This window comes from Acidocella sp. KAb 2-4 (genome assembly GCF_020567705.1).
Classification (GTDB): Bacteria; Pseudomonadota; Alphaproteobacteria; order Acetobacterales; family Acetobacteraceae; genus Acidocella.
The window spans coordinates 139,712-164,296 of sequence record NZ_JAJDJU010000003.1; the positions used below are offsets into that span (position 1 = coordinate 139,712).

General features: G+C 67.9%; 25 protein-coding genes. 13 read left to right on the top strand and 12 right to left on the bottom strand.

Annotated elements, in window-relative coordinates; translation table 11 throughout:
• Positions 1-2 precede the first annotated feature (2 nt).
• Positions 3-761, top strand: coding sequence for a class I SAM-dependent methyltransferase (locus tag LI953_RS03790; protein ID WP_227074703.1), 759 nt, complete (start codon positions 3-5; stop codon positions 759-761).
• Here the strand turns inward: LI953_RS03790 and LI953_RS03795 are convergent.
• Genes LI953_RS03795 through LI953_RS03805 form a run of 3 tightly spaced genes read right to left on the bottom strand, consistent with a single transcriptional unit; the run spans position 758 to position 4,151 of the window.
• Positions 758-1,309, bottom strand: a complete 552-nt coding sequence (locus LI953_RS03795) for a membrane integrity-associated transporter subunit PqiC (protein WP_227074704.1) — start codon at positions 1,307-1,309, stop codon at positions 758-760. The two genes, LI953_RS03790 and LI953_RS03795, sit on opposite strands and share 4 nt — an antisense overlap.
• A complete protein-coding gene (locus tag LI953_RS03800; RefSeq protein ID WP_227074705.1) occupies positions 1,306-2,898 on the bottom strand; it encodes an intermembrane transport protein PqiB in 1,593 nt (530 codons plus the stop codon). The genes LI953_RS03795 and LI953_RS03800 overlap by 4 nt, the downstream gene beginning before the upstream one ends.
• The gene (locus tag LI953_RS03805; RefSeq protein ID WP_227074706.1) at positions 2,895-4,151 is read right to left on the bottom strand and encodes a paraquat-inducible protein A; all 1,257 of its coding nucleotides are present in this window, start codon (positions 4,149-4,151) and stop codon (positions 2,895-2,897) included. The genes LI953_RS03800 and LI953_RS03805 overlap by 4 nt, the downstream gene beginning before the upstream one ends.
• 119 nt (positions 4,152-4,270) lie before the next feature.
• Between LI953_RS03805 and LI953_RS03810 the strand changes: the two genes are divergently transcribed.
• The 5 genes from LI953_RS03810 to LI953_RS03830 all read left to right on the top strand — a co-directional run bounded on the left by LI953_RS03810 (position 4,271) and on the right by LI953_RS03830 (position 10,819).
• On the top strand, positions 4,271-5,245 hold the full coding sequence (locus LI953_RS03810) for an efflux RND transporter periplasmic adaptor subunit (protein ID WP_227074707.1): 975 nt from the start codon (positions 4,271-4,273) through the stop codon (positions 5,243-5,245).
• A complete protein-coding gene (locus LI953_RS03815) occupies positions 5,242-6,972 on the top strand; it encodes an ATP-binding cassette domain-containing protein (RefSeq protein ID WP_227074708.1) in 1,731 nt (576 codons plus the stop codon). The genes LI953_RS03810 and LI953_RS03815 overlap by 4 nt, the downstream gene beginning before the upstream one ends.
• Positions 6,969-8,096, top strand: coding sequence for an ABC transporter permease (locus LI953_RS03820; RefSeq protein WP_227074709.1), 1,128 nt, complete (start codon positions 6,969-6,971; stop codon positions 8,094-8,096). Before LI953_RS03815 ends, LI953_RS03820 begins: the two co-directional genes overlap by 4 nt.
• Before the next feature lie 6 nt (positions 8,097-8,102).
• The gene (locus tag LI953_RS03825; protein ID WP_227074710.1) at positions 8,103-9,203 is read left to right on the top strand and encodes an ABC transporter permease; all 1,101 of its coding nucleotides are present in this window, start codon (positions 8,103-8,105) and stop codon (positions 9,201-9,203) included.
• Positions 9,204-9,316: 113 nt separating this feature from the next.
• Positions 9,317-10,819, top strand: a complete 1,503-nt coding sequence (locus tag LI953_RS03830; protein WP_227074711.1) for an FAD-dependent monooxygenase — start codon at positions 9,317-9,319, stop codon at positions 10,817-10,819.
• A gap of 3 nt (positions 10,820-10,822) precedes the next feature.
• On the opposite strand, the gene LI953_RS03835 is transcribed toward LI953_RS03830, so the two are convergent.
• Positions 10,823-11,734: a LysR family transcriptional regulator gene (locus LI953_RS03835; RefSeq protein ID WP_227074712.1), complete on the bottom strand. Its 912-nt coding sequence runs from the start codon at positions 11,732-11,734 to the stop codon at positions 10,823-10,825.
• Between the two features lie 121 nt (positions 11,735-11,855).
• On the opposite strand from LI953_RS03835, the gene LI953_RS03840 reads away from it, so the two are divergent.
• The 6 genes from LI953_RS03840 to LI953_RS03865 all read left to right on the top strand — a co-directional run bounded on the left by LI953_RS03840 (position 11,856) and on the right by LI953_RS03865 (position 17,558).
• Complete coding sequence (locus LI953_RS03840; protein WP_227074713.1) at positions 11,856-12,464, top strand: FMN-dependent NADH-azoreductase; 609 nt, start codon at positions 11,856-11,858, stop codon at positions 12,462-12,464.
• Between the two features lie 28 nt (positions 12,465-12,492).
• The gene (locus LI953_RS03845; protein WP_227074714.1) at positions 12,493-13,095 is read left to right on the top strand and encodes a YceI family protein; all 603 of its coding nucleotides are present in this window, start codon (positions 12,493-12,495) and stop codon (positions 13,093-13,095) included.
• On the top strand, positions 13,092-13,655 hold the full coding sequence (locus tag LI953_RS03850) for a cytochrome b (protein ID WP_227074715.1): 564 nt from the start codon (positions 13,092-13,094) through the stop codon (positions 13,653-13,655). The genes LI953_RS03845 and LI953_RS03850 overlap by 4 nt, the downstream gene beginning before the upstream one ends.
• Positions 13,656-13,659: 4 nt before the next feature.
• A complete protein-coding gene (locus tag LI953_RS03855) occupies positions 13,660-14,208 on the top strand; it encodes a YceI family protein (protein ID WP_227074716.1) in 549 nt (182 codons plus the stop codon).
• A 146-nt stretch (positions 14,209-14,354) separates the two neighbouring features.
• Positions 14,355-15,098, top strand: a complete 744-nt coding sequence (locus LI953_RS03860; protein ID WP_370635752.1) for a sulfotransferase domain-containing protein — start codon at positions 14,355-14,357, stop codon at positions 15,096-15,098.
• Between the two features lie 66 nt (positions 15,099-15,164).
• Positions 15,165-17,558 carry a DNA translocase FtsK 4TM domain-containing protein gene (locus tag LI953_RS03865; protein WP_227074718.1) on the top strand — a complete coding sequence of 798 codons (2,394 nt, stop codon included), beginning with the start codon at positions 15,165-15,167 and terminating at the stop codon, positions 17,556-17,558.
• Positions 17,559-17,640: 82 nt separating this feature from the next.
• Here the strand turns inward: LI953_RS03865 and LI953_RS03870 are convergent, their stop codons facing one another.
• Complete coding sequence (locus LI953_RS03870; protein WP_227074719.1) at positions 17,641-18,297, bottom strand: glutathione S-transferase family protein; 657 nt, start codon at positions 18,295-18,297, stop codon at positions 17,641-17,643.
• A 117-nt stretch (positions 18,298-18,414) separates the two neighbouring features.
• Here LI953_RS03870 and LI953_RS03875 point away from each other — a divergent pair, with 117 nt between their 5' ends.
• Complete coding sequence (locus LI953_RS03875) at positions 18,415-19,632, top strand: polyhydroxyalkanoate depolymerase (protein WP_227074720.1); 1,218 nt, start codon at positions 18,415-18,417, stop codon at positions 19,630-19,632.
• Here LI953_RS03875 and chrA read toward each other — a convergent pair.
• The 7 genes from chrA to LI953_RS03910 are packed head-to-tail and all read right to left on the bottom strand — an operon-like array spanning position 19,629 to position 24,572.
• Entirely contained in the window at positions 19,629-20,822 is a 1,194-nt protein-coding gene (gene chrA / locus LI953_RS03880; RefSeq protein WP_227074721.1) for a chromate efflux transporter, read from the bottom strand. The genes LI953_RS03875 and chrA overlap by 4 nt on opposite strands.
• The gene (locus tag LI953_RS03885) at positions 20,822-21,184 is read right to left on the bottom strand and encodes a histidine triad nucleotide-binding protein (RefSeq protein WP_227074722.1); all 363 of its coding nucleotides are present in this window, start codon (positions 21,182-21,184) and stop codon (positions 20,822-20,824) included. The genes chrA and LI953_RS03885 overlap by 1 nt, the downstream gene beginning before the upstream one ends.
• 11 nt (positions 21,185-21,195) lie before the next feature.
• Positions 21,196-21,657 (bottom strand): phosphoribosyl-ATP diphosphatase, encoded by a 462-nt coding sequence (locus LI953_RS03890; RefSeq protein ID WP_227074723.1) that lies wholly within the window; start codon positions 21,655-21,657, stop codon positions 21,196-21,198.
• A 17-nt stretch (positions 21,658-21,674) separates the two neighbouring features.
• On the bottom strand, positions 21,675-22,451 hold the full coding sequence (hisF, locus tag LI953_RS03895) for an imidazole glycerol phosphate synthase subunit HisF (protein ID WP_227074724.1): 777 nt from the start codon (positions 22,449-22,451) through the stop codon (positions 21,675-21,677).
• Positions 22,445-23,176, bottom strand: coding sequence for a 1-(5-phosphoribosyl)-5-[(5-phosphoribosylamino)methylideneamino]imidazole-4-carboxamide isomerase (hisA, locus tag LI953_RS03900; protein WP_227074725.1), 732 nt, complete (start codon positions 23,174-23,176; stop codon positions 22,445-22,447). Before hisA ends, hisF begins: the two co-directional genes overlap by 7 nt.
• A complete protein-coding gene (locus tag LI953_RS03905) occupies positions 23,173-23,715 on the bottom strand; it encodes a GNAT family N-acetyltransferase (RefSeq protein WP_227074726.1) in 543 nt (180 codons plus the stop codon). The genes hisA and LI953_RS03905 overlap by 4 nt, the downstream gene beginning before the upstream one ends.
• Positions 23,712-24,572, bottom strand: a complete 861-nt coding sequence (locus tag LI953_RS03910; protein WP_227074727.1) for an alpha/beta hydrolase — start codon at positions 24,570-24,572, stop codon at positions 23,712-23,714. Before LI953_RS03910 ends, LI953_RS03905 begins: the two co-directional genes overlap by 4 nt.
• Between the last annotated feature and the right edge of the window lie 13 nt (positions 24,573-24,585).

The window sequence follows — 24,585 nt, forward strand, 5'->3', positions numbered from 1 at the left end:
CCATGACCGAAGAGGATTTCACTGCCCGCCATTACGGCCCCCGCGCCAGCGCCTATGTCGCCAGCGCGGTGCATGCCCAGGGGGCGGATCTCGACGAGGTCGCGGCCTTGCTGGCGGGGCGCGGCTTTGGCCGCGTGCTTGACCTTGGCTGCGGCGGTGGGCATGTCAGCTATCGCGCCGCGCCGCATGCGGGCGAGGTGGTGGCGGCGGATGTCACCCCGCCAATGCTCGACGAGGTGGCGCGCGAGGCCGCGCGGCGGAACCTGCCCAACATCACCACCGCCAACGCGGCGGCCGAGGCGCTGCCCTTCCCGGACGCGGATTTCGACGCCGTGCTAAGCCGCTTCAGCGCGCATCACTGGCGGGACTTCGCCACCGGGCTGCGCCAGGCGCGGCGTGTCGCCAAGCCCGGCGCGTTGGCGGTGTTCATCGACACCACCGCCCCCGCCGCGCCGGTGCTGGACACGCATCTGCAAACCATGGAGTTGCTGCGCGACGCCTCGCATGTGCGCAATTACAGCGTGGCGGAATGGGCGGCGGAACTCTCCCGCGCCGGGTTCGCCCTGCGCGGCTTCACCGCGCGCCGCCTGCCGCTCGATTTCGCCAGTTGGACGGCGCGCACCAGCACGGCGCTTGAGTTCCGCGCCGCGATCCGCGCGCTGCAAACCGGAGCGCCGGAGGCGGTGAGGGCGCATTTCGCCGTCGCCGCCGATGGCAGCTTCACGATCGACACCGCCAGCTTCGTCGCCGAGGCGGTTTAGAGCAGCGCCGCCACGGCGTCCGCCGCCTGGCCCCAGAGCGTGCTCATCGCCGCGGCCAGCCCCTCCGGCGTGGTACCGCCCGGCGCGCTCGCGGTAAAGTCGCGCAGTGTGAACGCCGCGGCGGCGGCGGGGCGCAGGCCGAGCTGCGCCTGCAGCGTCACCACCCCGGCGGCATCCGGCGCGAAGTGGAGCACCTGAATCTCGACATACACATCCGGCACGGCGCCGATCGCCCCGCCATCCTCCAGCACGGTATCCCCCGGCAGGCGCTGGGCGAGGTCCCGCACCATCACGTTTTGCAGCATCCCCACCAGCGGCGATGCCCATACGGTGTTGGCGTCGCTGTTCAACTCATAGGCGCTGCCGGGCTGGGGCAGGGCGGTCTGGTCCAAATCGCCGGGGATGCCGACATTGCGCACCCCGATGCGCCGGCCCCCGCCCGCGCGCACCGCGCCCGGCACGGCGGCGAGGCGGTAATAGCGTGGCGCGGGGGCGGCGCAGCCAGCGAGGCTGGCGCCCAGCAACAGGGCGAAGGCGCGGCGGTTCATTGGCTCTTTCTCCCCAGCAACAGCGCCTGCGGATTACGGCTGAGATAATCCGTGAGCGCCTTCAGCGACTGCATGGTATCATCGGTCTCCTGCAAGACCTGCTGGATATTGCGCTGGAAATCAGAATCCGTGCCGAAGCCCTGGTTGAGGTTTTGCAGCGTGGTGTTGGCGCTCTTCAGCGTGGCGGCGAGCTGGGCCAGGCTTTCCTGCGCCGCCTTGCCGCCCAGCGTGCCATTGGCGGTGGCCAGCAGCTTGTTGAGGTTATCGCCGATCTGCGCGAACGGAACCTGGTCCAGCTTGGTGGTGATATCAGCGGCATTGGCCATCACCTGATCCAGCCCGCCGGGCTGCACCGGCAACACCAGCGCGCCGTTTTCGCGTGTCACCTTGGCGGGGGCGGCGTTGGCGACGTAATCCAGCGCGATCATTTTCTGCCCGGTGACATAGCTGGCCGAGGCCAATTCCACCCGCATGCCCTGGTCGACGAGGTGCTGGAACACCGCCTCGGGGTCGAGGCCCGGCTGTGCCCGCGTCAGGGCGAAGACCCGCTCGGGCTGCACCTGCATGCCCACGCGCACTTGCGCGGCGCCCGTGGCGGGGTTGATCTGCAGGCTCACATCGGTGACATCGCCCACTTGAATGCCGAGCATGTTGACTGGCGCGCCAGGGGTGAGGCCGTTCACATCGGCGCGCAGATAGGCGACCAGCGGGATCTGCGTGCGGTAGGAGGCGGCGTCCGCCTCCTGGTGCGAGGCGTAGAGCGTGAAGCTCGACCCGCTCGGGCTGGGCGCCTCGCTCATCGCCGCGGGCGGCACGTTGAAGGTGATGCCGCCCGCCAGCAGCGCCTGTGCCGATTGCAGCTGCATTTGCAGCACCCCGCCCTGGATGCCGAGCGCGATGCCCGAGGAATTCCAGAACCGGCTATCGGGGCGGACCAGCTTGTCGAACGGCGCGCGGATGAACACGCTGATCTTCACCGGGCCGAGCCCGTCGCCCAGATCATAGCCCAGCACTTCGCCCACCGCGACATCGCGGTAAAACACCGGCGAGCCCGATTGCAGCGAGCCGATGCGGCTGGCGGTGAGGACAAAGGTGCTGCCCGGCTCGTCCGAGCGCACCCCGGGCGGCTGTTCGAGGCCGATGAAATTATCCTGGTAATCGCCGCCGGGCGGGCCGGGATCGACAGAGATATAGGCCCCCGAAACCAGCGTCTCGAAGCCTGATGTGTCGGCGAAATTCAGGCGCGGGCGCTCGACCCAGAAACGCGCATGGCTGGTCAGGAAGCGCGCCCCGACATGGTTCATCCGCACCTTGACGATGACATGGCTGTTATCCTTGGCGAGGTCGATGCTCTCCACCGTGCCAAGCGCCACGTCCTTGAACTTGAGCTGGGTTTGCCCGGCCTCCAGCCCCTGGGCGGTGTCGAAGGTGAGGGTGAGCAGAGGCCCCTGTTCGATGAGCGTGCGGTAGCCGAGATAGCCCGCGATCATCGCGGCGATGATCGGGATCAGCCAGACGAACTGAAAGCGCGGGCGGCGCAGCCTGGCGCGCGGCGGCGGCGCGGCTGGGGGAGGCGTGGTCTCGTTCATGCGCTTGGCTCCTGCGCTGCGTCCAGCGCGTCCCACATCAGCCGCGGGTCAAAGGCGTTGACGGCGAAGATCGTCAGCACCACCACCGCGGCGAAGCAGGAGGCGCCGAGATCGGCGCGCACATTTGCGAATTGCCCGAAGCGCAGCAGCGCCGCCAGGATCGAGACCATGAACACGTCGATCATCGACCAGCGGCCGACGAAATCGATGATCCGGTACGCGCGGGCGCGCAGCGGCAGCAGCGTCGGGCGGCGCAGCTGCGTCGTCACCAGGATCACCACCATGATCAGGAGTTTCGCCAGCGGGATGGTGATGCTGGCGAAGAACACCAGCAGTGCCAGCGGCCATAGCCCCGCCTGGGCTAGTTCGACAATGCCGTGCATGATGGTGAAACTCTGCGTGCGCGCCAGCTGGGTGACGACCATGAAGGGATAAAGATTGGCCGGGACATAGAGCAGCGCCGCCGCCAGCACCAGCGACCAGGCGCGGCTGATGCTGTGCGGCTTGCGCCGGCGCAGCGGCGCGTGGCAGCGCCGGCATTGCTCACCCTCCGCCGTGGCATGGTTGAGCAGTCCGCACGCCTCACAGCCGATTATTTCATCGCCCACGCCGGGCGGGGGCGGGGTGTCGCGCTGGTCCAGCGCGCGCCACAGCCCTTCCAGGTCCAGGCTGCCATCGGCGGCGGCGGTGGCCAGCATGCAGCCGATCAGGGCGTAGAGCGCGGTGTCGAGATGCACGCTCGCCATGCCGGTCAGCCGCGTATAGGCGACGAGAAAGCCGAGCAGATACACATCCAGCATCGCCCAGGGCGAGAGCGGCCGGTACCAGCGCAGCGCCGCCTTCAGCAGGCGCGGCGGCAGGCTGTGGCGCCCGCCCAGGGCGAGCAGCAAGATGCCGAGCTTGGCCGCGGGCGCGAGCAGGGTGACGCCAAACACCAGCGCCGCCACCAGCCCCCAACCCTGGGCCAGCAACTGGGCCGGGCCGGTATCCAGCCGCGCCTGGGCGAAGCGGCCATAGGCCTCGATTTCGAGAAACGGGGCCGCGAGGGCGAACAGGTAAAACAGCAGCGCCGCCATCGCGCAGGCCAAAGGGAAGCTGGCATCGAACTGACGCATCCGCCATAGCGGCTCGGCGCAGCGCGGGCATTCGGCCACCATGCCGGGGCGGCGCGGTCCCAGCCGGCAAAGCTGGCCGCATTGCGGGCATTCCCGTGCGTCCGGGGCGTCGGCCAGCAGGGGCGGGGCGGGTGACATGGCGCGAGGGAGGCACGCCGGAGCCGCTCGCGTCAAGCCGCCGCTCGCCAAAGGCATTGATCAGGGTCAATGTGCGGCGGCGGCGGCGCGGCTATCGGGCGGGGCAGGAGGCATAGGGCATGCAAGCGAGGCGTAAATACATCCTGCTCGTCGCGGCGGTGGCCGTCATCACCCTGGGGGGCTGGTGGCTGCTTGCCCCTGGCGGCGAAACCAACACGCTGTACGGCGATGTCGAGATCCGCCAGGTGGACCTCGCCTTCAACGCCGAGGGGCGGGTGAGCCAGATGCTCTGCCAGGAGGGCGACAAGGTGAAGGCCGGGCAGCTTCTGGCCACGCTGGACGACGCCACCTATGCCAACGCCCTGGCCCTGGCCGAGGCCCGCCGCGATGCCGCCAAGGCCCAGCTCAACCTGTTGCTCGCCGGCTCGCGCTATGAGGATATCGACCGCGCCCGCGCCGCGCTCGACGCCGCCAAGGCGCAGCTTGCCAACGCCAAGGCCTCCTATGCCCGGCAGCAGGCGCTGATCGGCCGTGGCGCGACGCCGCAGCAAACGCTGGATAACGCCCGCATGGCGCTGGACTCCGCCCAGGCGCAGCAGGACGGCGCCCAGGCGCAGCTGACCGAGCTGATCAACGGCCCGCGCAAGCAGGAAATCGATGCCGCCCGCGCCGCTTATCAGGAGGCCGAGGCCCAGGTCGCGCTGGCGCAGACCGGGGAGGACGACACCAAACTCTACGCCCCGGTGGATGGGGTGGTGATGACCCGCGTGATCGAGCCCGGCACCGTCGTGCTGCCCACCAACACCGTGTATTCGCTTGCCAACACGGCGGAGACCTGGGTGCGCGCCTTCGCGCCCGAGACCATGTTGGGGCGCGTCGCGCCGGGAACGAAAGTGACCATCACCACCGACACGCCGGGCAGCAAGATCTATCACGGCATCATTGGCTATGTGTCGCCGGTGGCTGAATTCACGCCCAAGACGGTGGAGACGCCCGATCTGCGCACGCAGCTTGTCTATCGCTTCCGTGTGCGGGTGAGCGACGCCGATGACGGGCTGCGCCAGGGCATGCCGGTGACCGTGACGCTGCCATGACCGCGCTCGCCCGCACCGAGGGGCTGAGCCATGTCTTCCCTGGCAAGGCGGGCGGGGCCAGGGCACTCGACAATATCACCGCCGAGATCGCGCCGGGGGTGATCACCGGCGTCGTCGGGCCTGACGGCGCGGGCAAGACCACGCTGCTGCGGCATCTGGCCGGGCTGCTGCGGCCGAGCGCCGGGCGGGTCGAGGTGCTGGGGCATGACATGGCCATGGCCGCCGCCGCCGCGCATCCGTTCATCGGCTACATGCCGCAGCGTTTCGGGCTTTATGAGGATCTCACGGTCGGCGAAAACCTCGCCTTGTTCGCCGATCTTCACGGGCTGCGCGACGCCGCGCGCGCGCAGCGCAGCGCCATGCTGCTCTCATTCACCGGCCTCGCGCCGTTCACCGCGCGCCAGGCCGGGGCGCTCTCGGGCGGGATGAAGCAGAAGCTCGGCCTCGCCTGCGCGCTGCTGGCCCGCCCCCGGCTGCTGCTGCTCGACGAACCCTCGGTCGGCGTGGACCCGGCCTCGCGCCGGGAGCTGTGGCGCATCGTCGAGCGCATGATGGCGGAGGCGAAGGCGGCAGGCGCCGAGATGGGCGTGGTGTGGGCGACCTCTTATCTCGACGAAGCCGAGCGCTGCGCCAAGGTGCTGCTGCTGCATGAGGGCAGGCTGCTCTCGGCGGCGCCGCCTGCAGAGTTTCTGGCGCCGCTGGCCGGGCGGGTGTGCCGGGTGACGCTGCCGGCCGCGCAGCGCCGCCGCGCCGTGGCGCTGGCCAAGACGCTGCCCGGCGTGCTCGATGCGCTGGTGCAGGGCGACAGCCTGCGCCTGGTGCTCGCCCCCGGCGCCACCCCGCCCGCGGCGGCGCTGCTTGGCGGCAGTGAGACCAGCCTGGTGCCGCCGCGCTTCGAGGACGGATTCATCGACCGCCTGCTCGCCGCCACGCCGCCCGACCCGCCAGCGCCGCCACCACCCGCCGCGCCGCCGCCGCCGGATGGCGCGGTGATCGAGGTGCGCGACCTGATCCGCCGGTTCGGCGATTTCGTGGCGGTCGATCATGTCAGCTTCTCCATCGCGCGGGGCGAGATCTTCGGCCTGCTCGGGCCGAATGGGGCGGGTAAATCCACGACCTTCCGCATGCTCTGCGGCTTGCTGCGCCCGAGCGCGGGTAGCGCCCTGGTGGCTGGGCAAAACCTGCTCACCGCCGCCGCCGAGGCGCGCGCCAAGCTCGGCTACATGGCGCAAAAATTCTCGCTCTATGGCGAGCTGACGGTGCGCCAGAACCTGGATTTCTTCGCCCGCAGCTACGGGCTGCGCGGGGCGGCGCGGCAACGGGCGATCACCGATGCGCTGGCGCGGTTCGAGCTGGACGCGGTGGCAGGCAATGTGGCCGGGGCGCTGCCGCTGGGGCTCAAGCAGCGCCTCTCCCTGGCCGCGGCGCTGCTGCACGAGCCGGAGATTTTGTTTCTCGACGAGCCAACCTCGGGCGTCGATCCGCTCAACCGCCGCGCCTTCTGGGCGCGCATCGGCGAGCTGGCGGCGCGCGGTGTCACCGTGCTCGTCACCAGCCATTTCATGGATGAGGCGGAGTATTGCGACCGGCTCGCCATCATCAATGCCGGGCGGGTGCTGGTCACCGACACGCCCGCCGCCCTGCGCGCCAGCGTGCGCAGCCCGGACTTGCCGGACCCGACCCTGGAAGACGCCTTCATCTCCCTCATCGACGGCGCCGCCGCATGAGCCCGCGCCTGCAAAGGCTGCGCGGCCTGGTCCGCAAGGAGGTCTGGCAGATCCTGCGCGATCCCTCGGCGCTGCTAATCGCCTTCCTGCTGCCCTTCATCCTGCTCATCATCAACGGCTTCGGCCTGTCACTGGATGCGCACCGCATGAAACTCGCCGTGGTGGTCGAGGCCGGGGCGGCGCCGACGCGTAGCATCGAACAGGCGCTGGATGCCTCGCCCTATCTCGCGGTGGAATGGGCGCCGAGCGGGCAAGCCGCGCGGCGCGCGCTGGAGCAGGGCGAGGTGCGCGGCATTCTCACCCTGCGCCAGGATTTCGCGGCGAAGCTGGCCCGCCCTGCGCGCTGGCCCGCGGTCGCGCAGCTCGCGGTGAACGCCACCGACCCCAACACCGCCCGGCTGTTGCAGGGCTATGTCACTGGCGCGTTCAGCGTCTGGTTGCAAGATGTGGCGACCGAGCGCGCTCTCACCCCCGGCGGCGGCCCGGTGCTGGAAACCCGCTACTGGTATAACCCGCAGCTGCGCTCGACCGATTTCATCGTGCCCGGGGTGATCGCGCTGGTCATGTCGATGACCGGCACGCTGCTCACCGCGCTGATCGTGGCGCGCGAATGGGAACGCGGGACGATGGAATCCATGCTCGCCTCGCCCGCCGCCATGGGCGAGCTGGTAGGCGCCAAGCTGGGCACTTATTTCGTGCTGGGCATGGGCTCGATGGCGATGTCGGTGCTCATCACCGTGTTCGTGTTCGGGGTGCCGCTGCATGGCAGCCTCGGGGCGCTGGGGCTCACCGCCGCGCTGTTTCTGGTCTTCACCCTGGCGCAGGGGCTGTTCATCTCCACCCTCGCGCGCAACCAGTTCGTCGCCGCGCAGCTCGCCTTCATCACCACCATGCTGCCGGCGATCATGCTCTCGGGCATGTTGTTCGACATCGCCTCCATGCCGCGCTGGCTGCAATGGCTGACCTATGTGTTCCCGGCGCGCTATTTCGTCGCGGCGGTGCAGACGCTGTTCCTCGCCGGCGATGTCTGGTCGGTGCTGCTGCCCAATCTCTGCGGCCTGGCCATCGCCGCGGCGCTCACCGTCGCCGCCACGCTGGCCGTGACCCATCGCCGTCTGGACTGACCCGCCATGCTCGCCCGCATCATTGCCCTCGTGATCAAGGAACTGATCTCCCTCTGGTCGGACCGTAAAACCCGCTTCGTCATGCTGATCCCGCCGCTGATCCAGGTGGTGATTTTCGCCAACGCGGCGACCTACGATGTCTCGCATGTGCCGCTCTCCGTCTGGAACGAGGATCTCGGCGCGCAATCGGCCGAGTATATCCGCGGGTTTTCCGGTTCGCCCGCCTTCGCCCCGGCGCCCGACGTATTCAGCCCCGCCCAGGCGCAGCACATGCTGGAATCCAAGACCGCCGCAGCGGTGCTGCATGTCCCGCAGGATTTCTCGGCCGACATGCTGGCCGGGCGCGCCGCGCATGTGCAATTGCTGATCGACGCCCGGCGCTCCAACACCGCATTGCTGATCGGCAATTACGCCGCCGAGATCACCGCCGCCTATGCCGCCAGCTTGCACCCGGACACGCCGCCGCCCGTGGATATCGAGCTCACCGACCTGCTCAACCCGGAGCTGCAAAGCCGCTGGTTCATCCTGCCGGGGCTGGTCGCCATCCTGTCGCTGATCATGACCACGATGGTCAGCGCGCTCTCGCTGGCGCGTGAGCGCGAACTGGGCACGTATGAGCAGATGCTGGTGACGCCGCTGCGCCCGGCAGAGATCATGCTCGGCAAGGCGATCCCCTCGCTCATCGTCGGGCTGCTGGAGGCGAATATCGTGCTGGTCGCCGCGCTGGTCCTGTTTGGCCTGCCGTTCAAAGGCAATCTGCCGGTGTTTGAGTTCTGCACGGCGCTGTTCAGCTTGGCCGGGGTCGGGGTGGGGCTGGCGATCTCGGCGTTCACCCGCACCCAGCAACAGGCGATTCTGGGGGTGTTCGTGTTCGTCGCCCCGGCGGTGATGATCTCGGGTTACGCCACGCCGGTGGAGAACATGCCGCGCGCCATGCAGCTGCTCAGCCTGCTCGACCCGATCCGCTACATGCTGGTGATCGCGCGCGGGATGTTCCTGGAGGCCTTGCCCGCCAGCGTGGTGCTGGCGCAATCCTGGCCGATGGCGCTCATCGCCCTGGTGCTGCTCATCGCCGCGACCTTCATGGTGCGCCGCTCCATCGCCTAGGCGCGGGGCGGGTTGATCCAGGTCAAAGACAAGATCTTGCCGCGTGCCCAGGCTTATCCTTAGCAAAGGCATGCCGCCGCATGGCGTGGCGGTGGTCAGGGGGGAATAGTTTCATGAGCAACGAGGTTCTGGTGGTTGGGGCGGGGCCAGTGGGGTTGAGCATGGCCGCGGCGCTGTGCCGCTACGGCGTGCCGGTGCGCATCATCGAAAAGGCGGCACAGCCTTCCGGGCAGTCCCGCGCGCTGTTTCTGTGGACCCGCACGCTGGAATTGCTCGACCGCTCCGGGCTGGGCGGCGAGTTGATCGCGGCTGGGCGCAAGATCGACGCGGTGAACCTGCTGGCCGGGGCCAAGCGCATCGGCCGCATCGAATTATCGGAGGTCGACAGCACCCATCCTTATGCGCTGATGCTGCCGCAGGCGGAGACCGAGCGCTTGATCACCGCGCAGCTAGAGGCGCTGGGCGGCCGGGTCGAGTTCGGCACCGCGCTCGCGGGTTTCACCAGCGGCCCGGACCATGTGCGCGTCACGTTGCAGCATGCGGATGGCCGCGAGGAGGTGGTCGAGGCCGCCTATCTCGTTGGCTGCGACGGCGGCGGCAGCGTTGTGCGCAAGGCTCTTGGCCTGTCCTCCTCCGGCCCGGCGCAGCAGAGCGACTGGCTGCTGGCGGATGTGACGCTGCAAGGGTTCGACGGCGCGCCGACGGAACTGCATTCCTTCTGGCATGAGGATGGGTTCTTCGGCATCTTCCCGCTGCCATCCGGCCGCTACCGTGTGGTGGGCGATCTGCACGATGTGCATGGCGAGCACCCCGAACCGCCGACGCTGGCGCAGGTGCAGGCGATGATGGATGCGCGCGGCCCCGGCGGCGTCACCGTCTCCGATCCGGTCTGGCTCTCCGCCTTCCGCATCCATCAGCGCAACATCTCGACTTATCGCGTGGGGCGCGTGTTTCTGGCTGGCGACGCCGCGCATCTGCACAACCCGGTCGGGGCCCAGGGGCTGAACATGGGCATCCATGATGCCGTCAACCTCTCCTGGAAGCTGGCATTGGTCTATCGCGGCGCCGCCAATGCCGAGGCGCTGCTCGAAAGCTATAACGCCGAGCGCCACGCCGTGGCGGATGCGGTGGTCAATGAACTCGATCGCGCCGCCGCGCTGGCGATGCTGAAGAACCCGACCCTGCAATTCGCCCGCAACCTGTTCGGCGGCCTGTTTTTCGGCATGGAACCGGCGCGCAAGGCCCTGGCGGAGACGGTGAGCGAGGTCTCGCACGGCTACCGCCACAGCCCGATCAATGGCACCAATGACCGGGCGCTGCCCGGCCCCGGCCCCGGCGAGCGCCTGCCCCCGCGGCCCGACGAGCCACCGCTTGGCAGCGGCAATGCCCCGCGCTTCGCCCTGTTTGCCGCCCCCGGCCCGCGTGTGGACCGGCTGCGCCGGGACTTCGCCGCCCTGTTGGAGCCGGAATTGCGCGCGCCGATCAGCCCGCGCACGATCTGGCTCGGCCGCCCGGATGGCTATGTCGCCGCCGCGGCGATCGACGAAGACAGCGACCAGATCGAGGCCTATCTGCGCACCTACCTGCCCGACAGCGCCGCCCTGGCCGCGATGTGAACCTCAGCCGGGGCGGTCCTGCCGTCCCGCATGGTGCTTGAGTTGCTCGACAAACCAGCGCCCCGCTGGCCCTGGCGGGGCGTCGGCGCGATAGGCGGCGGACATCGCCATCTGCACGCGCGGCGAGGTGTCGAGCAGCGTGAGCTCCACCAGCGCGCCCTCGCGCAGGTCGCGCGCCACCATCTCCAGCGGCATCCCGCCCCAGCCCAGCCCGGCGAGCAGAAAGGCGTGTTTCGCCCCCATATCCGCCAGCCGCCAGCTGCGCGGTGACATCACGCTGAACTCCCGGCCCTTGGAGAGATCGGTGCGGTCGGTGAGCACGAGTTGCACATGCGCCGCCAGATCCTCGGCCGTGATGCCGCGCCCGAGTTGCGCCAGCGGGTGGCCGGGGGCGGCGACGAACACGATCTGCACCGGCAGTAGCCGCTCAGTGACCAGCGAGGGCGAGCTGAGCGGCAGCGAGCCCATGATGCCCAGCCCGCATTGGCCCTCCAGCACCGCCTTGGCCACGCCGCCCAGCGCCTCGACATAAAGCCGCAGCGGGGTGGTGGGGAAATGCTCGCCAAACGCGGCGGCGGCGCGGGTGAGCAGGCTCATCGGAAACATCACGTCGATCGCCACGGCCAGCTCCGGCTCTAGCCCGGCCGCCATGCCCTTGGCCCGCGCCTTTAGCGCCGCGAGGCTGGCGGTCACCGCCTTGGCATCGGCCAGCAGCAGCTTGCCCTGCTCGGTCAACTCCGGAAACCGCCCGGTTCGGGTGAACAGCGTCACGCCCAACTGCCCCTCCAGCGTGGCGATGGCCTGGCTGATGACCGATTGCGCACGGTTGAGGCGCCGCCCAGCGGCGGAGAAGCTCTGCAATTCCGCCGCGGCGATGAACATGCGGAGCTGGTCAACGGTCACACCTTCGAGCATCGGAGCGTCCTATCGGTAAAACAGATGGTATCCATATTTTTATATAGGCTTCTTTAGGGGGACGCACAGCCTTAATTACACGCCGTCACGCCGGAAAACGGCGCTTAACAGGAGTGATCCCATGAGGCTTTGGCATATCGACTCGTCCGTGCTGGGCGAAAATTCCGTCTCCCGCAAACTCACCGCCGAGATCGTGGCGCGCCAGCGCGCCCTGCATTCGGGGCTGGAGGTGCGTCACCTGGACCTCGCGGCTTCGCCGGTGCGCCATCTTTCGCCCGCGCATATCGGCGCCATGTTCGGGCATCCGCCCGCCGACGCCGCGGTGCAGGCCGACATCGCCACCGGCGCCACGTTCCTCGACGAGCTGTTTGCCGCCGATGTCATCGTGATCGGCGCGCCGATGTATAATTTCGGCATCCCCAGCCAGCTCAAGGCGTGGATCGACCGCATCCTGGTCGCGGGCAAGACCTTCAAATACGGCGAAAACGGCGCCCCAATCGGGCTGGTGCCGGCGGGCAAGAAGGTGATCATCGCCTCCTCGCGCGGCGGGCTCTACAGCCCTGGTAATCCGGCGGCGGCGATGGAGCACCAGGAATCGCACCTGATCGCGGCGCTCAACTTCATCGGCCTGACCGACATCACCGTTGTCCGCGCCGAGGGCGTGGCCGTGCCGGACCTCAAGCCCGCCGCCATCGCCACCGCCGAAGCCGCGATCGCGGCCCTGGCCTGATCACCCTCACCCCAAAGGACATAAGCACATGAAGCGTACCGCCCTGGCCCTGGCCCTGAGCCTGGCCCCCGCCGCCGCCTTCGCCCAAGCCACCGCGCCCGACACCAACCCGGCCGATGTGAAGCCCGGCGCCTATACGGTTGAGCCCACCCATACCCGCGTGCTGTTCGCGGTCTCCCACATGGGTTTCACCACCTGGTACGGCAATTTCACCGGCGTCACCGGCTCGCTCACCCTGGACCCCAAGGATCTGGCCAAGACCGCGTTTGATATCACCATCCCGGCCAATTCGGTGAGCACCACCAACACCAAGCTGGACGGTGAGCTGAACTCGCCGGAATGGTTCGACACCGCCAAATACCCGACCATCGAGTTCAAGTCGGAGAAGGTGGTGCGCACCGGCAAGGACACCGCGCTGGTGACCGGCGAGCTGAGCTTCCACGGCGTGACCAAGCCGGAGACGCTGAAGGTGAGCTTCAACGCCGCGGGCATCAACCCGCTGTCGAAGCAGTACACGGTCGGCTTCAATGCCACCGGCACGCTGAAGCGCTCGGATTTCAACCAGACGACCTATGTGCCGCTGATCGGCGATGAGGTGACGCTGACGATCAGCGCCGCCTTCGTGCAGTGAACAAGGCGCGTTACGATGCCGTGGCGATCACCCTGCATTGGGTGATCGCGCTGGGCATCCTGGCGCAGATCGGCGTGGGCTGGTGGATGGCGAGCTTTCATCTGCCCATCCATCTGAAATTCGTGATCTACCAGCTGCATAAATCCGTCGGCATCACCATCCTGTTCGCGGTGGCGGCGCGGGTGCTCTGGCGGCTCACGCATAGGCCGCCGCCGCTGCCCGCCACCATGCCCGCGCTGGAGCGCAAGGCCGCCACGGGTGCGCATCACCTGCTTTATTTGGCGATGCTGGCCATCCCATTCACCGGGTGGGCCGTGGTTTCGCTCTCGCCCTACAACATCCCCACCGTGCTGTATGGGCTGCTCCCCTGGCCGGATCTGCCCTGGCTCTCCGCCCTGGCCGACAAGGCGGCCATCGAGCCCTGGGCCGAGGATGCGCATGCCTGGCTGGCCTATGGCGCGCTTGGGCTGGTGGGGCTGCATGCGCTGGCGGCCCTGCGCCACCACTTCCTGCTGCGTGACGGCATGCTGCGCCGCATGCTGCCGCTATTCAAGGAGTAACCCTATGCGCCGTTTCCTGCTTCCTGCCCTGCTGCTGGCGGCCTCACCCGCCGCCGCCGCGACCTGGACGATGCAGCCCGGCTCCACGCTGAGCTTCTCCGGCACCGAGACCGGCGCTGCCTTCACCGGCCATTTCGCCAAGTGGAACGCCGCCATCAGCTACGATCCGGCGCATCCGCAAGCCGCCCATGTGCGCATCGTCATCGACACCGCCAGCGCCGCCTCGGGCGACACGCAGCGCGACGAAGCCATGCCCAGCGCCGATTGGTTTGATGCCGGCGCCTTCCCGCAGGCGGTGTTCGAGGCCACCGGCTTCACCAGCCTGGGTGGCGATAAATTCACCGCCACCGGCACGCTCGACATTCGCGGCGTGCGCCAGACGGTGACGCTGCCCTTCACCCTCGACGTGTCGGGCGCCACCGCCACCGCCAAGGGGCAGATCAGCCTGACCCGCACTGATTACGGCGTGGGGCAGGGGCAATGGACGAGCGGCGATTATGTCGGGCTCAACGTCACCGTGAATTTCACGCTGCTGGCCAAGGCCGCGCCGTAGGCGCCGGCGTTTGGGTCGACAACCCGCGAACCATCCCCTATCCCGGTCCGAACCAGCTTTTTCCTTGCTGCGCCGCCGCCAGCGGCGCGCCGGGAGGTGGCGAAGGGGAGGAAAGTGTACTGGATTTCGTGGTGTTTTGTATCCGTGTGCCCAAGAGCGGCAGCTCCAGCCTGAGGCAGTTGCTGGATGCCGCCTTTGCCGGGCACCGCGTGTTCGAGGTGCCGAAGCTCACCGAATTGGATGCCAGCCTCTCGCGCTTCCAGGCTTGGCGCCTGCGCCGCTCGCAAAGGCGCGTGACGCGGCGGCTCTACGGCCAGCCCGATCTGGCGCGGGCCATTGCGCTGATCAACCGCGAGGCGAAGCCGGGCGATCTGATCGACGGCGGGCATTTCTCCTACCCGGAGATCCAGCGCCTCATCCACCAGCCGGGCCGGATCATCACCTTGCTGCGCGATCCGGTGGCGCGGGCGGTGTCCGACTATAATTACGCGCGCGAGGGCTATCTGCGCCGTTTGCCCTGGCGGCGCTTCGATTCCGGGCTGAGCGCGAAGATGGCAGGGCGCTACAGCCTGGAGGGGTATCTCGACTGGCTCCTGGAGCATGCGGATGTCTATGGCAACATCGCCAGCACTTTTCTCGGCTGGGATGGCGCGCAGCCGCTGGCAGCCTTCTTCGCCGATCATGTGTTCCATGCCGGGGTGCTGGAGCGGAAGGAGCGATTCGCCGCCGGGTTGTCGGAGAAAATGGGCAAGCCGCTCGCCTTCCCGTGGGAGAACAAGACCGGAAAGCGCGAGGTGAGCGAGGTGTCGGCCGCTGTTCGCCAGCGCATCGAGCGTCTGCATGCCCGCGATTTTGCGCTATACGCCTTCACCGCCCTCCATGCCGGGTGAGGCGGGAGGTGGCGCGCGCCAGCAAAAAACTTTCAGAATCAGCGCCTGCCAAGTATAATCGCAGACATGGCGGTTGATCTTGGGGCCCAGCGGCTGATCTCTCCGGCCATGCGCGCGCAGTTGCGCCGGCGCATGGCTGAATTCTCGGGCTTGTTTCTGGCCCTGCTCGCGCTCGCGCTACTGCTGGCGCTGTTTACTTATAATCCGGCTGATCCGTCGTTTGACACCGCGAGCGGCGCGTCGACCACCAATCTCGCCGGGCCGCCAGGGGCGTTCCTGGCCGATCTGCTGCTGCAGGGCTTCGGCGCGGCGGGGGCGATGCCGGCGCTCATGCTGCTGGCCTGGGCCTACCGGCTTGGCGCGGGTGGCGGCATTGGGCGGCTGAAGACGCGCCTCGCTTTCGGCGCGCTGGGCATGCCATTGCTGGCGATGGCCCTGGCGCTGGCGATCAAGACGATTCCCGGCCCCGCCACAGCCTGGCCGACCGCGGCCGGGCCGGGGGGCGCGGCGGGTGATATCCTCGCTGGGCTGCTGCTGCGCGCCGCCAGCGGCCATCTGTTCGTCGCCATTGCCATGGCGGTTTCGCTCGTGCTCGGGCTGGGGTGCCTTGGCTACGCGCTGGGTATCAGCCCCGGCGAATGGCGCGCGGGCGGGCAGCGCGCGGCACGCGCGGCGGCGGCTTCGGTGGAGCAGGGGCGGCGCGGGGCGGAGGCTGTGTCCTCCTGGTTGAGCGTGCTACAGAGCGCGGCCGAGCAGCAGAGCGCATCGCATAGCGCCTGGGTGCCCGCGCCGCAGGATGATGACGACGATTCCGATTTCGCCGCGCCGATGCTGCCCGTTTCCGCCCCCGTGGCGCCGCAGCCGCAGGCCCGGCCGGTGGCGGTGAAGCCGGTGGCCCCGGTCCGCCCGGCCTTGCGGCAGGAGCGCCTGCCTCTGCCCGAAAGCTGGGCGCTGCCCTCTCTCGACCTGCTGCGCCCGGCGCCGCAACGCTCAGGCACCGGCCCCTCGGAGGAAGCGCTGGAGAACAATGCCCGTCTGCTCGAAACCGTGCTCCAGGATTACGGCGTGCAGGGCAAGATCGTGGAAATTCGCCCCGGCCCCGTGGTCACGCTGTATGAGCTGGAGCCCGCCCCCGGCATCCGTTCCGCCCGCGTGGTTGGGCTGGCCGAGGATATCGCCCGCTCGCTCTCGGTCATCGCCGTGCGTATCGCCGTGGTGGCGGGGCGCAATGTCATCGGCATCGAAGTGCCGAACGCTAAGCGCGAGACCGTGTATCTCTCCGAACTGCTCGGCAGTTCGCTGTGGGAGACGCAGCACGGCGCGCTCTCCCTGGCGCTGGGCAAGGATATCTCGGGCGCGCCCGTGGTCGCCGATCTCGCCCGCATGCCGCATCTGCTGATCGCGGGCACCACCGGCTCCGGCAAGTCGGTGGGTGTGAACGCGATGATCATCAGCCTGCTTTACCGGCTCTCGCCCGAGCAATGCCGGCTGATCCTGATCGACCCGAAAATCCTCGAACTCTCGGTCTATGACGGCATCCCCCATCTGCTCACCCCGGTGGTGACCGAGCCGCCAAAGGCGGTGGCGGCGCTGAAATGGGTGGTGCGCGAGATGGACCGCCGCTACCGCGCCATGAGCCAGCTCGCGGTGCGCAACATCGCCGGATACAATGAGCGGGTGAACGAAGCCCGCGCCCGCGGCGAGGTGGTGACGCGCCGGGTGCAGACCGGCTTCGACTCGGAGACCGGCAAGCCGGTGTTCGAGGAGCAGCCGCTGGCGCTCGAGCCGCTGCCCTTCATCGTCGTGTTCATCGATGAAATGGCCGATCTGATGCTGGTCGCGGGCAAGGAGATCGAGATCTGCGTGCAGCGCCTGGCGCAGAAGGCGCGCGCGGCGGGCATTCACGTGATCATGGCCACGCAGCGCCCCTCGGTGGACGTGATCACCGGCACCATCAAGGCGAATTTCCCCACCCGTATCTCGTTCCAGGTGATCTCGAAATTCGACAGTCGCACCATCCTGGGCGAGCAGGGGGCGGAGCAGCTGCTGGGGCAGGGCGACCTGCTCTACATGCAGGGCGGCGGGCGCATTACCCGCGTGCACGGGCCGTTTGTCTCCGACCAGGAGGTGGAGGCGGTGGTGGAGTATCTGCGCGAGCAGGGCGAGCCGGCCTATCTCGACGAGGTGACGGAGCCGGCCGAGGACGAGGAAGGCCCGGCAATGCCCGCCGGGGCGGTGGGTGGCAACACCAGCTCAGAAAACGCGCTCTACGACCAGGCCGTGGCCATCGTGGCGCGCGACCGCAAGGCGAGCACCTCTTATCTGCAGCGCTGCCTGACCATCGGCTATAACCGCGCCGCGAAGCTGATCGAGCAGATGGAGCGCGACGGCATCGTCAGCCCGGCCAACCATGTCGGCAAGCGCGAGGTGCTGGTGCGGGCCGAGCGCGAAGACGTGTAGCCAGCACACCAGATTGTGACGAAATCTTGAAAACGAGGCCTTGAAAAAACCTCGTTTTGCGTAGATCAAAGAGGTGTCCGGGTCAGAAATCCAGGTCGAGTTCGATGATTTCCTGCGGCTCGTCCTTGGCGTCGGCGATCCACTCCTTCAGGGGCGACCATGACAGGATGGTGTCGCAATATTCCTGACAAAGCGGGCCGACATTGACGTCGTAGGACTGAAACCGGGTGACCACGGGGGCATACATGCAATCGGCGATGGTCGGCTGATGGCCGAACAGGAACGGACCTTTCCAGGTGGTCAGGCAATCGCGCCAGATCGCGGTGATGCGGTCGATATCCGACTGCGCCGAGGACCAGACGGTAAAGCCCGGCTTGCGGAAGCGCAGATTCATCGGCAGCGAGGAGCGCAGCGCCGCGAAGCCGGAATGCATCTCGCCCGAGATGGAGCGGCAACGAGCGCGCGCCACCGTATCGGCGGGCAGCATATGCGCTTCGGGGTAAAGCTCGTTGAGGTATTCGGCGATGGCGATAGTGTCCCAAACCGTGACATCGCCATGAATGAGGCAGGGCACCAAAATGGACGAAGAGCGCATCAGCAGCTCCTCGCGGGCGCGTGGGTCATCGGGCGAAACCCGTTCTTCCGTAAAGGAAAGGCCGGAGAGCTTGGCCAGCAGGAACCCGCGCAGCGACCAGGAGGAATAGTTCTTGCTGCTAATCAGCAAAGTCGCCTCAGCCATGTTCGCCCTTTCTTTTTTGCTCAAATGAACCCATGATTAACAAACCGGATTCCGCCGTACAATGGGAGTTATCCCCCGTTAAGCGGCAGGATACCGCTTTGGGGTAAGATTAAAAGTATGATTTACCAGCTTTATCAGGCGCAAGCCGATTTTGTGGATCCGTGGCGCAAGGTGGCGCGGCATACGGGCCGTTTGTTGCGTGCGGTGACGCCAAAATCGCCCTACGGGCTGATGCTGCGCCATGTCACTGCCGCGCTTGAGGTCTTCGGCTACGCCGGCACCACCCATGACCGTCCGCATTTCGGGTTCCGCAACGTCCTGATCGGTAACGAGGAAGTGGCGGTGCGCGAGGAGTCGGTGTTCTCCACGCCGTTCGGCACGCTGCTGCACTTCAAGAAGGATTGCGCCCGCCAGCAGCCCAAGGTGCTGGTGGTGGCGCCGCTCTCCGGGCATTTCGCCACCTTGCTGCGCAACACGGTGGAGACCCTGCTGCGCGACCATGACGTGTACATTACCGACTGGCACAATGCGCGGGACATTCCTCTCTCCGCCGGGCGGTTTGGGTTCGATGAATATGTCGAGCATGTGATCCGCTTTCTTGAGCAGCTTGGGCCGCGCGCCCATGTGGTGGGCGTTTGTCAGCCGACCGTGGCGGTGCTGGCCGCTGTGGCGGTGATGGCGGAGGATAACAACCCCGCCACCCCGCGCAGCATGACGCTGATGGCCGGGCCGATCGACACGCGCCGCAACCCCACCCGTGTCAACGTGCTGGCCAAGAGCAAGGATATACGCTGGTTCGAGGACAAGATGATCGGCATCGTGCCGTGGCGCTACCGTGGCGCCGGGCGGCGGGTGTATCCGGGCTTCATGCAGCTCACCGCCTTCATGTCGATGAATCTCGACAAGCATATCGGCGCGCATGTCCGGCAATTCCGCTCCCTGGCCACCGAGGACTACGAAACCGCCACCAATCACCGCGAATTCTATGATGAATATCTGGCGGTGATGGATCTGCCGGCGGAATTCTTCCTGGAGACCGTGGAGCGCATCTTCATGAGGCACGAGCTGGCCACCGGGGAGCTGTATTATCGCGGCCGCCGGGTACGGCCGGAGCTGATCAAGAAGACCTTCGTGTTCACCGTCGAGGGCGAGCGCGACGATATTTGCGGCCTCGGCCAGACCATGGCGGCGCTCGATCTGTGCAAGGGGCTGCGCCCCACCCTCAAGCGCCACCACGTGCAGACCGGCGTCGGCCATTATGGCGTGTTCTCAGGCAAGCGTTGGCAGAATGAGATTTACCCGCTGGTGCGCGAGGTCATCCAGTTCGCCGCTTAAAGCGCGGCTCCCGCCGCGGCGCAGAATGCCACGACCAGGATTGGCCTCGCCTGTCCGGCGGTGAGCAGCAGCAGCGCCCCGGCCGCGATCGGCAAATCCCAAAGGCTGCGCACGGTGCTCAGGGTCAGCAGGTTGATGAAGGCCGCGCCCAATAGCCCGACGACGGCGGCGTTCAGCCCCTTCATCACCGCGGCGATATGCGGGCGTGTGCGCAGTTGCTGCCAATAGGGCAAAGCGCCGGAGACGATGAGCAATCCAGGCAGGAAGATCGCCACCGTGGCGATGGCGGCGCCTTTGTAGCCGGCGCTGACGGCGCCGAGAAACGCGGCGACGGTGAAGAGCGGCCCCGGCACGGCCTGGGCGGCGCCGTATCCGGCCAGAAACACCGGCGGCGAGACCCAGCCGGGCACCACCACGGCATCGCGCAGCAGCGGCAGCACCACATGGCCGCCGCCAAACACCAGCGCGCCGGAGCGGTAAAACGCCCCGGCCAGCGCCCACGGCCCCGAGGCCGGGACGATGAACGCGGCCAGCAGCAAGAGGCCGAACAGCGCCACAGCCAGCAAAGCGGGGCCGTGCAACCGTAATTCACGTTGCGCGTCAGGCCATTCGCGGGCGAGGCGGCGCGTCTCGCGGTGCCGCACGAGGCTGGAGTCGTCGAGCGCCAGCCAGCCGATGACACCGCCGATGACCAGCACCAGCACCTGCCCGCCCGTATCGGGAAAGATGGCCAGAATCGCCGTGGCCAACAGCGCCAGGGCGCGCCGTGGTGTGTCCGGGCAGAGGCTCCGGGCCATCAGCCACACCGCCTGCGCCACCACCGCCACCGCCGCCAGCTGCAACCCGTGCAGCACGCCATGCAGCAAGGGATGGCCCTGGAACAGTGCCGCGTAATGGGCCAGAGCCGCCATCAGCAGCGCCGAGGGCAGGGTGAAGCCGAGCCAAGCGGCCACGCCGCCGAGCAGTCCGGCCCGGTTCAGCCCGATGCAGAACCCGGTCTGTGATGAGGCTGGGCCGGGCAAGAACTGGCAGAGCGCCAGCAGCGCGCCGTACTCCTCGGTGCTCATCCAGCCGCGCTTTTCCACGAATTCGCGGCGGAAATAGCCGAGATGCGCGATCGGCCCCCCAAACGAGGTTAGGCCCAGGACGAGGAACGTCCGGAAGACCTCGAAGGGCGAGCCTTTGGCCATCAGCCGGGAACGAGCAGATGTCCGAGCGCCCGCCCGCCCAGGATATGAGCGTGGAAATGCGGCACTTCCTGCAGGCTGTCAGGCCCGGCATTGCAGATCAGCCGGTAGCCGGTATCCTCGACGCCCAGCTGCTTCGCCACCAGGCTGACGGCGCGGAAGAAGCCGGTCATCTCCGCGGGGCTGGCCTTGGCGCCAAAATCGGCGATGGAGATGTATTTGCCTTTGGGGATCACCAGCACATGGGTCGGCGCCTGCGGGCGGATATCGGGGAAGGCGAGGGCGTATTCGTCCTCGTAGAGCTTCGTGCAGGGGATCTCGCCGCGCAGGATCTTGGCGAAGATGTTGTTCTCGTCATAGGCCATGCGGAGTCTCCTCAGGGGATCTTCTTGGTGGGGAGGCCGAGCGCCAGCGGCTTGCGCGCCGCTTTTTCGGCGATGCCGCTCATGCCCTCGCGCCGGGTGAGTTCGGCCCAGACCTGCTCGGGGCGCAGCCCGGCATTCACCCACAGAACCATCAGGTGATACAGCACATCGGCGCTCTCACCGATCAGCGCCGTGGTCTTGCCAGCGACGGCCTCGATCACGCATTCCACAGCCTCCTCGCCAAATTTCTGCGCCACCTTCTCGGTGCCGCGCGAGAGCAGGCGGGCGGAATGGCTCTGATTGGGGTCGGCGTCCTTGCGTGAGAGCACGGTGGCCCAGAGCCGGTCCAGCACCCGCGCATCCGGGGCGTCGAACGGCGGTGGCACCCGCACCGCGCGCTTCACCGGCGCGGGTTTGGCCGCGAGCTTCTTCTTCGGCGTGGTCTGGGTGGTTTTGGCGGCTTTTTTGGCCATGGCGGATAACAGACTCCTTACGCGGGCAGTATCGCGCGGGGCTGGCGCACCGGCAAGCCAGCCGCCGCCAAAGCCTGCTTCACCTGGGCGATGGTGAACTGGCCGAAATGGAACACGCTCGCCGCCAGCAGCCCGGTGGCCCCGGCCTGCGCGCCCTCGACGAAATGCTGCAGTGTGCCGACTCCGCCCGAGGCGATCACCGGCAGGCGAATCGCATCGCACACCCGGCGCAGTAATTCGAGGTCGAAGCCCTTGCCGGTGCCGTCGCGGTCCATCGAGGTGAGCAGGATCTCGCCCGCGCCGTAGGCCTCCATCCGCTTGGCCCATTCCAGCACGTCGAGCCCGGTATTGGTGCGCCCACCATGCGAGAACACCTCCCACTTGCCGGGGGCGCTCTGGCGGGCATCGATGGCCACGACCACGCATTGGCTGCCAAATTTCTCGGCGGCTTCCTTCACCAACTCGGGCCGCGCGATGGCGGCGGAGTTGATCGAGCATTTATCCGCCCCGGCCAACAGCAGGCGGCGCATATCGGCCACCGAGCGGATGCCCCCGCCCACGGTGAGCGGCAGGAACACCTTCTCCGCCGTGCGGTGCACCACGTCGAGAATCGTGTCGCGGTTGTCGGAGGAGGCGGTGATGTCGAGGAAGGTCAGCTCATCCGCCCCGGCGGCGTCGTAGACCACGGCCTGCTCCACCGGGTCTCCGGCGTCGCGCAGCGAGACGAAATTCACGCCTTTGACGACGCGGCCATCCTTCACGTCGAGGCAGGGGATGACGCGCAGTTTCAGCATGCGGCCAGGGCCTCCGCCGGGGTGAGGGAGCCATCGTACAGCGCGCGGCCGAGGATGGTGCCGTTGAGGTTGGGCTGCTCTGCCGCGGCGGCCTTCAGCGCCACGATATCCGCCACCGAGGCGACGCCGCCCGAGGCGATGATGGGGATGTTCACCGCCCGCGCCAGTGCCTTGGTCTCGCCGAGGTTCAGCCCGGTCTTCATGCCGTCGCGCGCGATATCGGTGTAGATGATGGCGGCGATGCCGGCATCCTCGAAGCGCTTGGCCAGTTCGGGGGCGGGGATGTCCGAGGTCTCGGCCCAGCCCTCGGTGGCCACCATGCCGCCCTTGGCGTCGATGCCCACCACCACGCGGCCGGGAAACAGCTTCGCCGCCTCGCGCACCAGGGCCGGGTTTTTGGCCGCGGCGCTGCCCAGGATGACGCGGGTGATGCCCGCCGCCAGCCAGCGCTCGACCCCCGCGATGTCGCGGATGCCGCCGCCGAGCTGCACCGGGATTGAGACATGGGCGAGGATCGACTTCACCGCGTCCTCGTTCACCGTTTTGCCGGCGAAGGCGCCGTTGAGGTCCACCACATGCACCCAGGCGAACCCGGCGCGCTGCCAGGCGGCGGCCTGCGCGCCCGGATCGGTGCCGAACACGGTGGCCTGGTCCATCTCGCCGCGCAGCAGGCGCACGCAATGGCCGTCTTTGAGGTCGATGGCGGGGTAAAGGGTGAGGGTCATTTCAGGAACTTATAATAAAAATGGCCGGGCACGATCGCCCCACGGATGCGCGCATAGGCCGGGTGCGTGCCCCAGCGGATGAAGCCTTCCGATTCGTAGAGCGAGATCGCGCCTTTTTGCGTGTCGCGCACATCCAGGTTGAGCACCGCGAAGCCGAGCGCGCGCGCCCGTTCCTCGGCCTTGCGCAGAATGATCCGCGCCAAGCCATGGCCGCGCGCATAGGGGGCGACGAAATGGTGCATCATCTGCGCGGCGAAGGCCTGGGCCTCGTTGTTGCGCGACGGTTTCTGCAGCTGCGCGGCGCCATATACCATGCCGTCCATGCGCCCAACGATCAGCTCGCGCTCGGGCACCAGCAGCACGCCGCGGTAATATTGCTCGACCACCGCGGCCTTGGGCGGGCGCACCCAGCCAAAGCCGCCGCCATCGAGGATCGCCGCCGTGGCGGCCTCGGCCAAAGCGTGCAGATCGGTCTCGTCCTCGAAGCGTTCGAGGCGTTCGGCAACCAGGGTGGTGGGTGGGGGTAAAGCTTGGCTCACGGTTGCCTCTTGGCCTCATCTCCGCCCGCGATCAAGCCGCCCGGCGCATTTTGCGGCGGGGCGAGCAGGGCGGTCCATTGCGCGGCGGAGAGCTGGGTGTCCCAGTCGTCATGCCCGGCTTCGGGCAGGGCGACGACCTGCGCCGGTGGCAGCGACAGGCAGGCCGCCAGCGCCTGCGCGTGATGCGGGGGGATCGTATGATCCTGCCCGGCATAGACGATGAACACGCGCGCGCTCAGCTTGGCCAGGGCGGCGCAGGAATCATAGTCGGTGCCATCGGCATCGAGCAGCAGGCGCACCGGCACATAGGGGTAGCGCTCCTGCGCCACGGCGCTCATCCGGTCCCACGGCACGAACAGGATCACCCGCGCCGGATCGGCCGCCGACGCGGCCTGGGCGGCGATGCCCGCGCCCAGCGAATTGCCGGCGATGAAGAAAGGCGTGCCGGGATAGGCCTGCTGGATGCGCCGCGCCAGGGCCCGTGCCTCGGCGATCACGGTGTCATGGCGCGGGATTTTACCGGCGCGGATGTCGTAGCCGGGATATTCGACGAACACCACGCGCCAGCCGCGGGCGGTGAAGAACGGGCCGTAATTCTTGGCGGCGGCCCAGGCTTCCTCGTTATTGCCGTGGAAATACAGCACCGTGCCCACCGGCGTGCCAGCGGGGGCGTCGATCCAGCCGATCGTGTGCCCGGCGGCGTCGGTGAGCGGGGGCAGGGCGATGGGGGCGTCATGCGGCGCCAGGGCGGTGCCCACATAGAGCAGCCGGTTCTGGTTGAGCAGCAGGTAGCCGCAGATGCTGGCATAGACTAGCGCGGCCAGGAACCCCAGGCTCAGGAGCGTCTTTTTGATCATGGCGTTTCCCCCC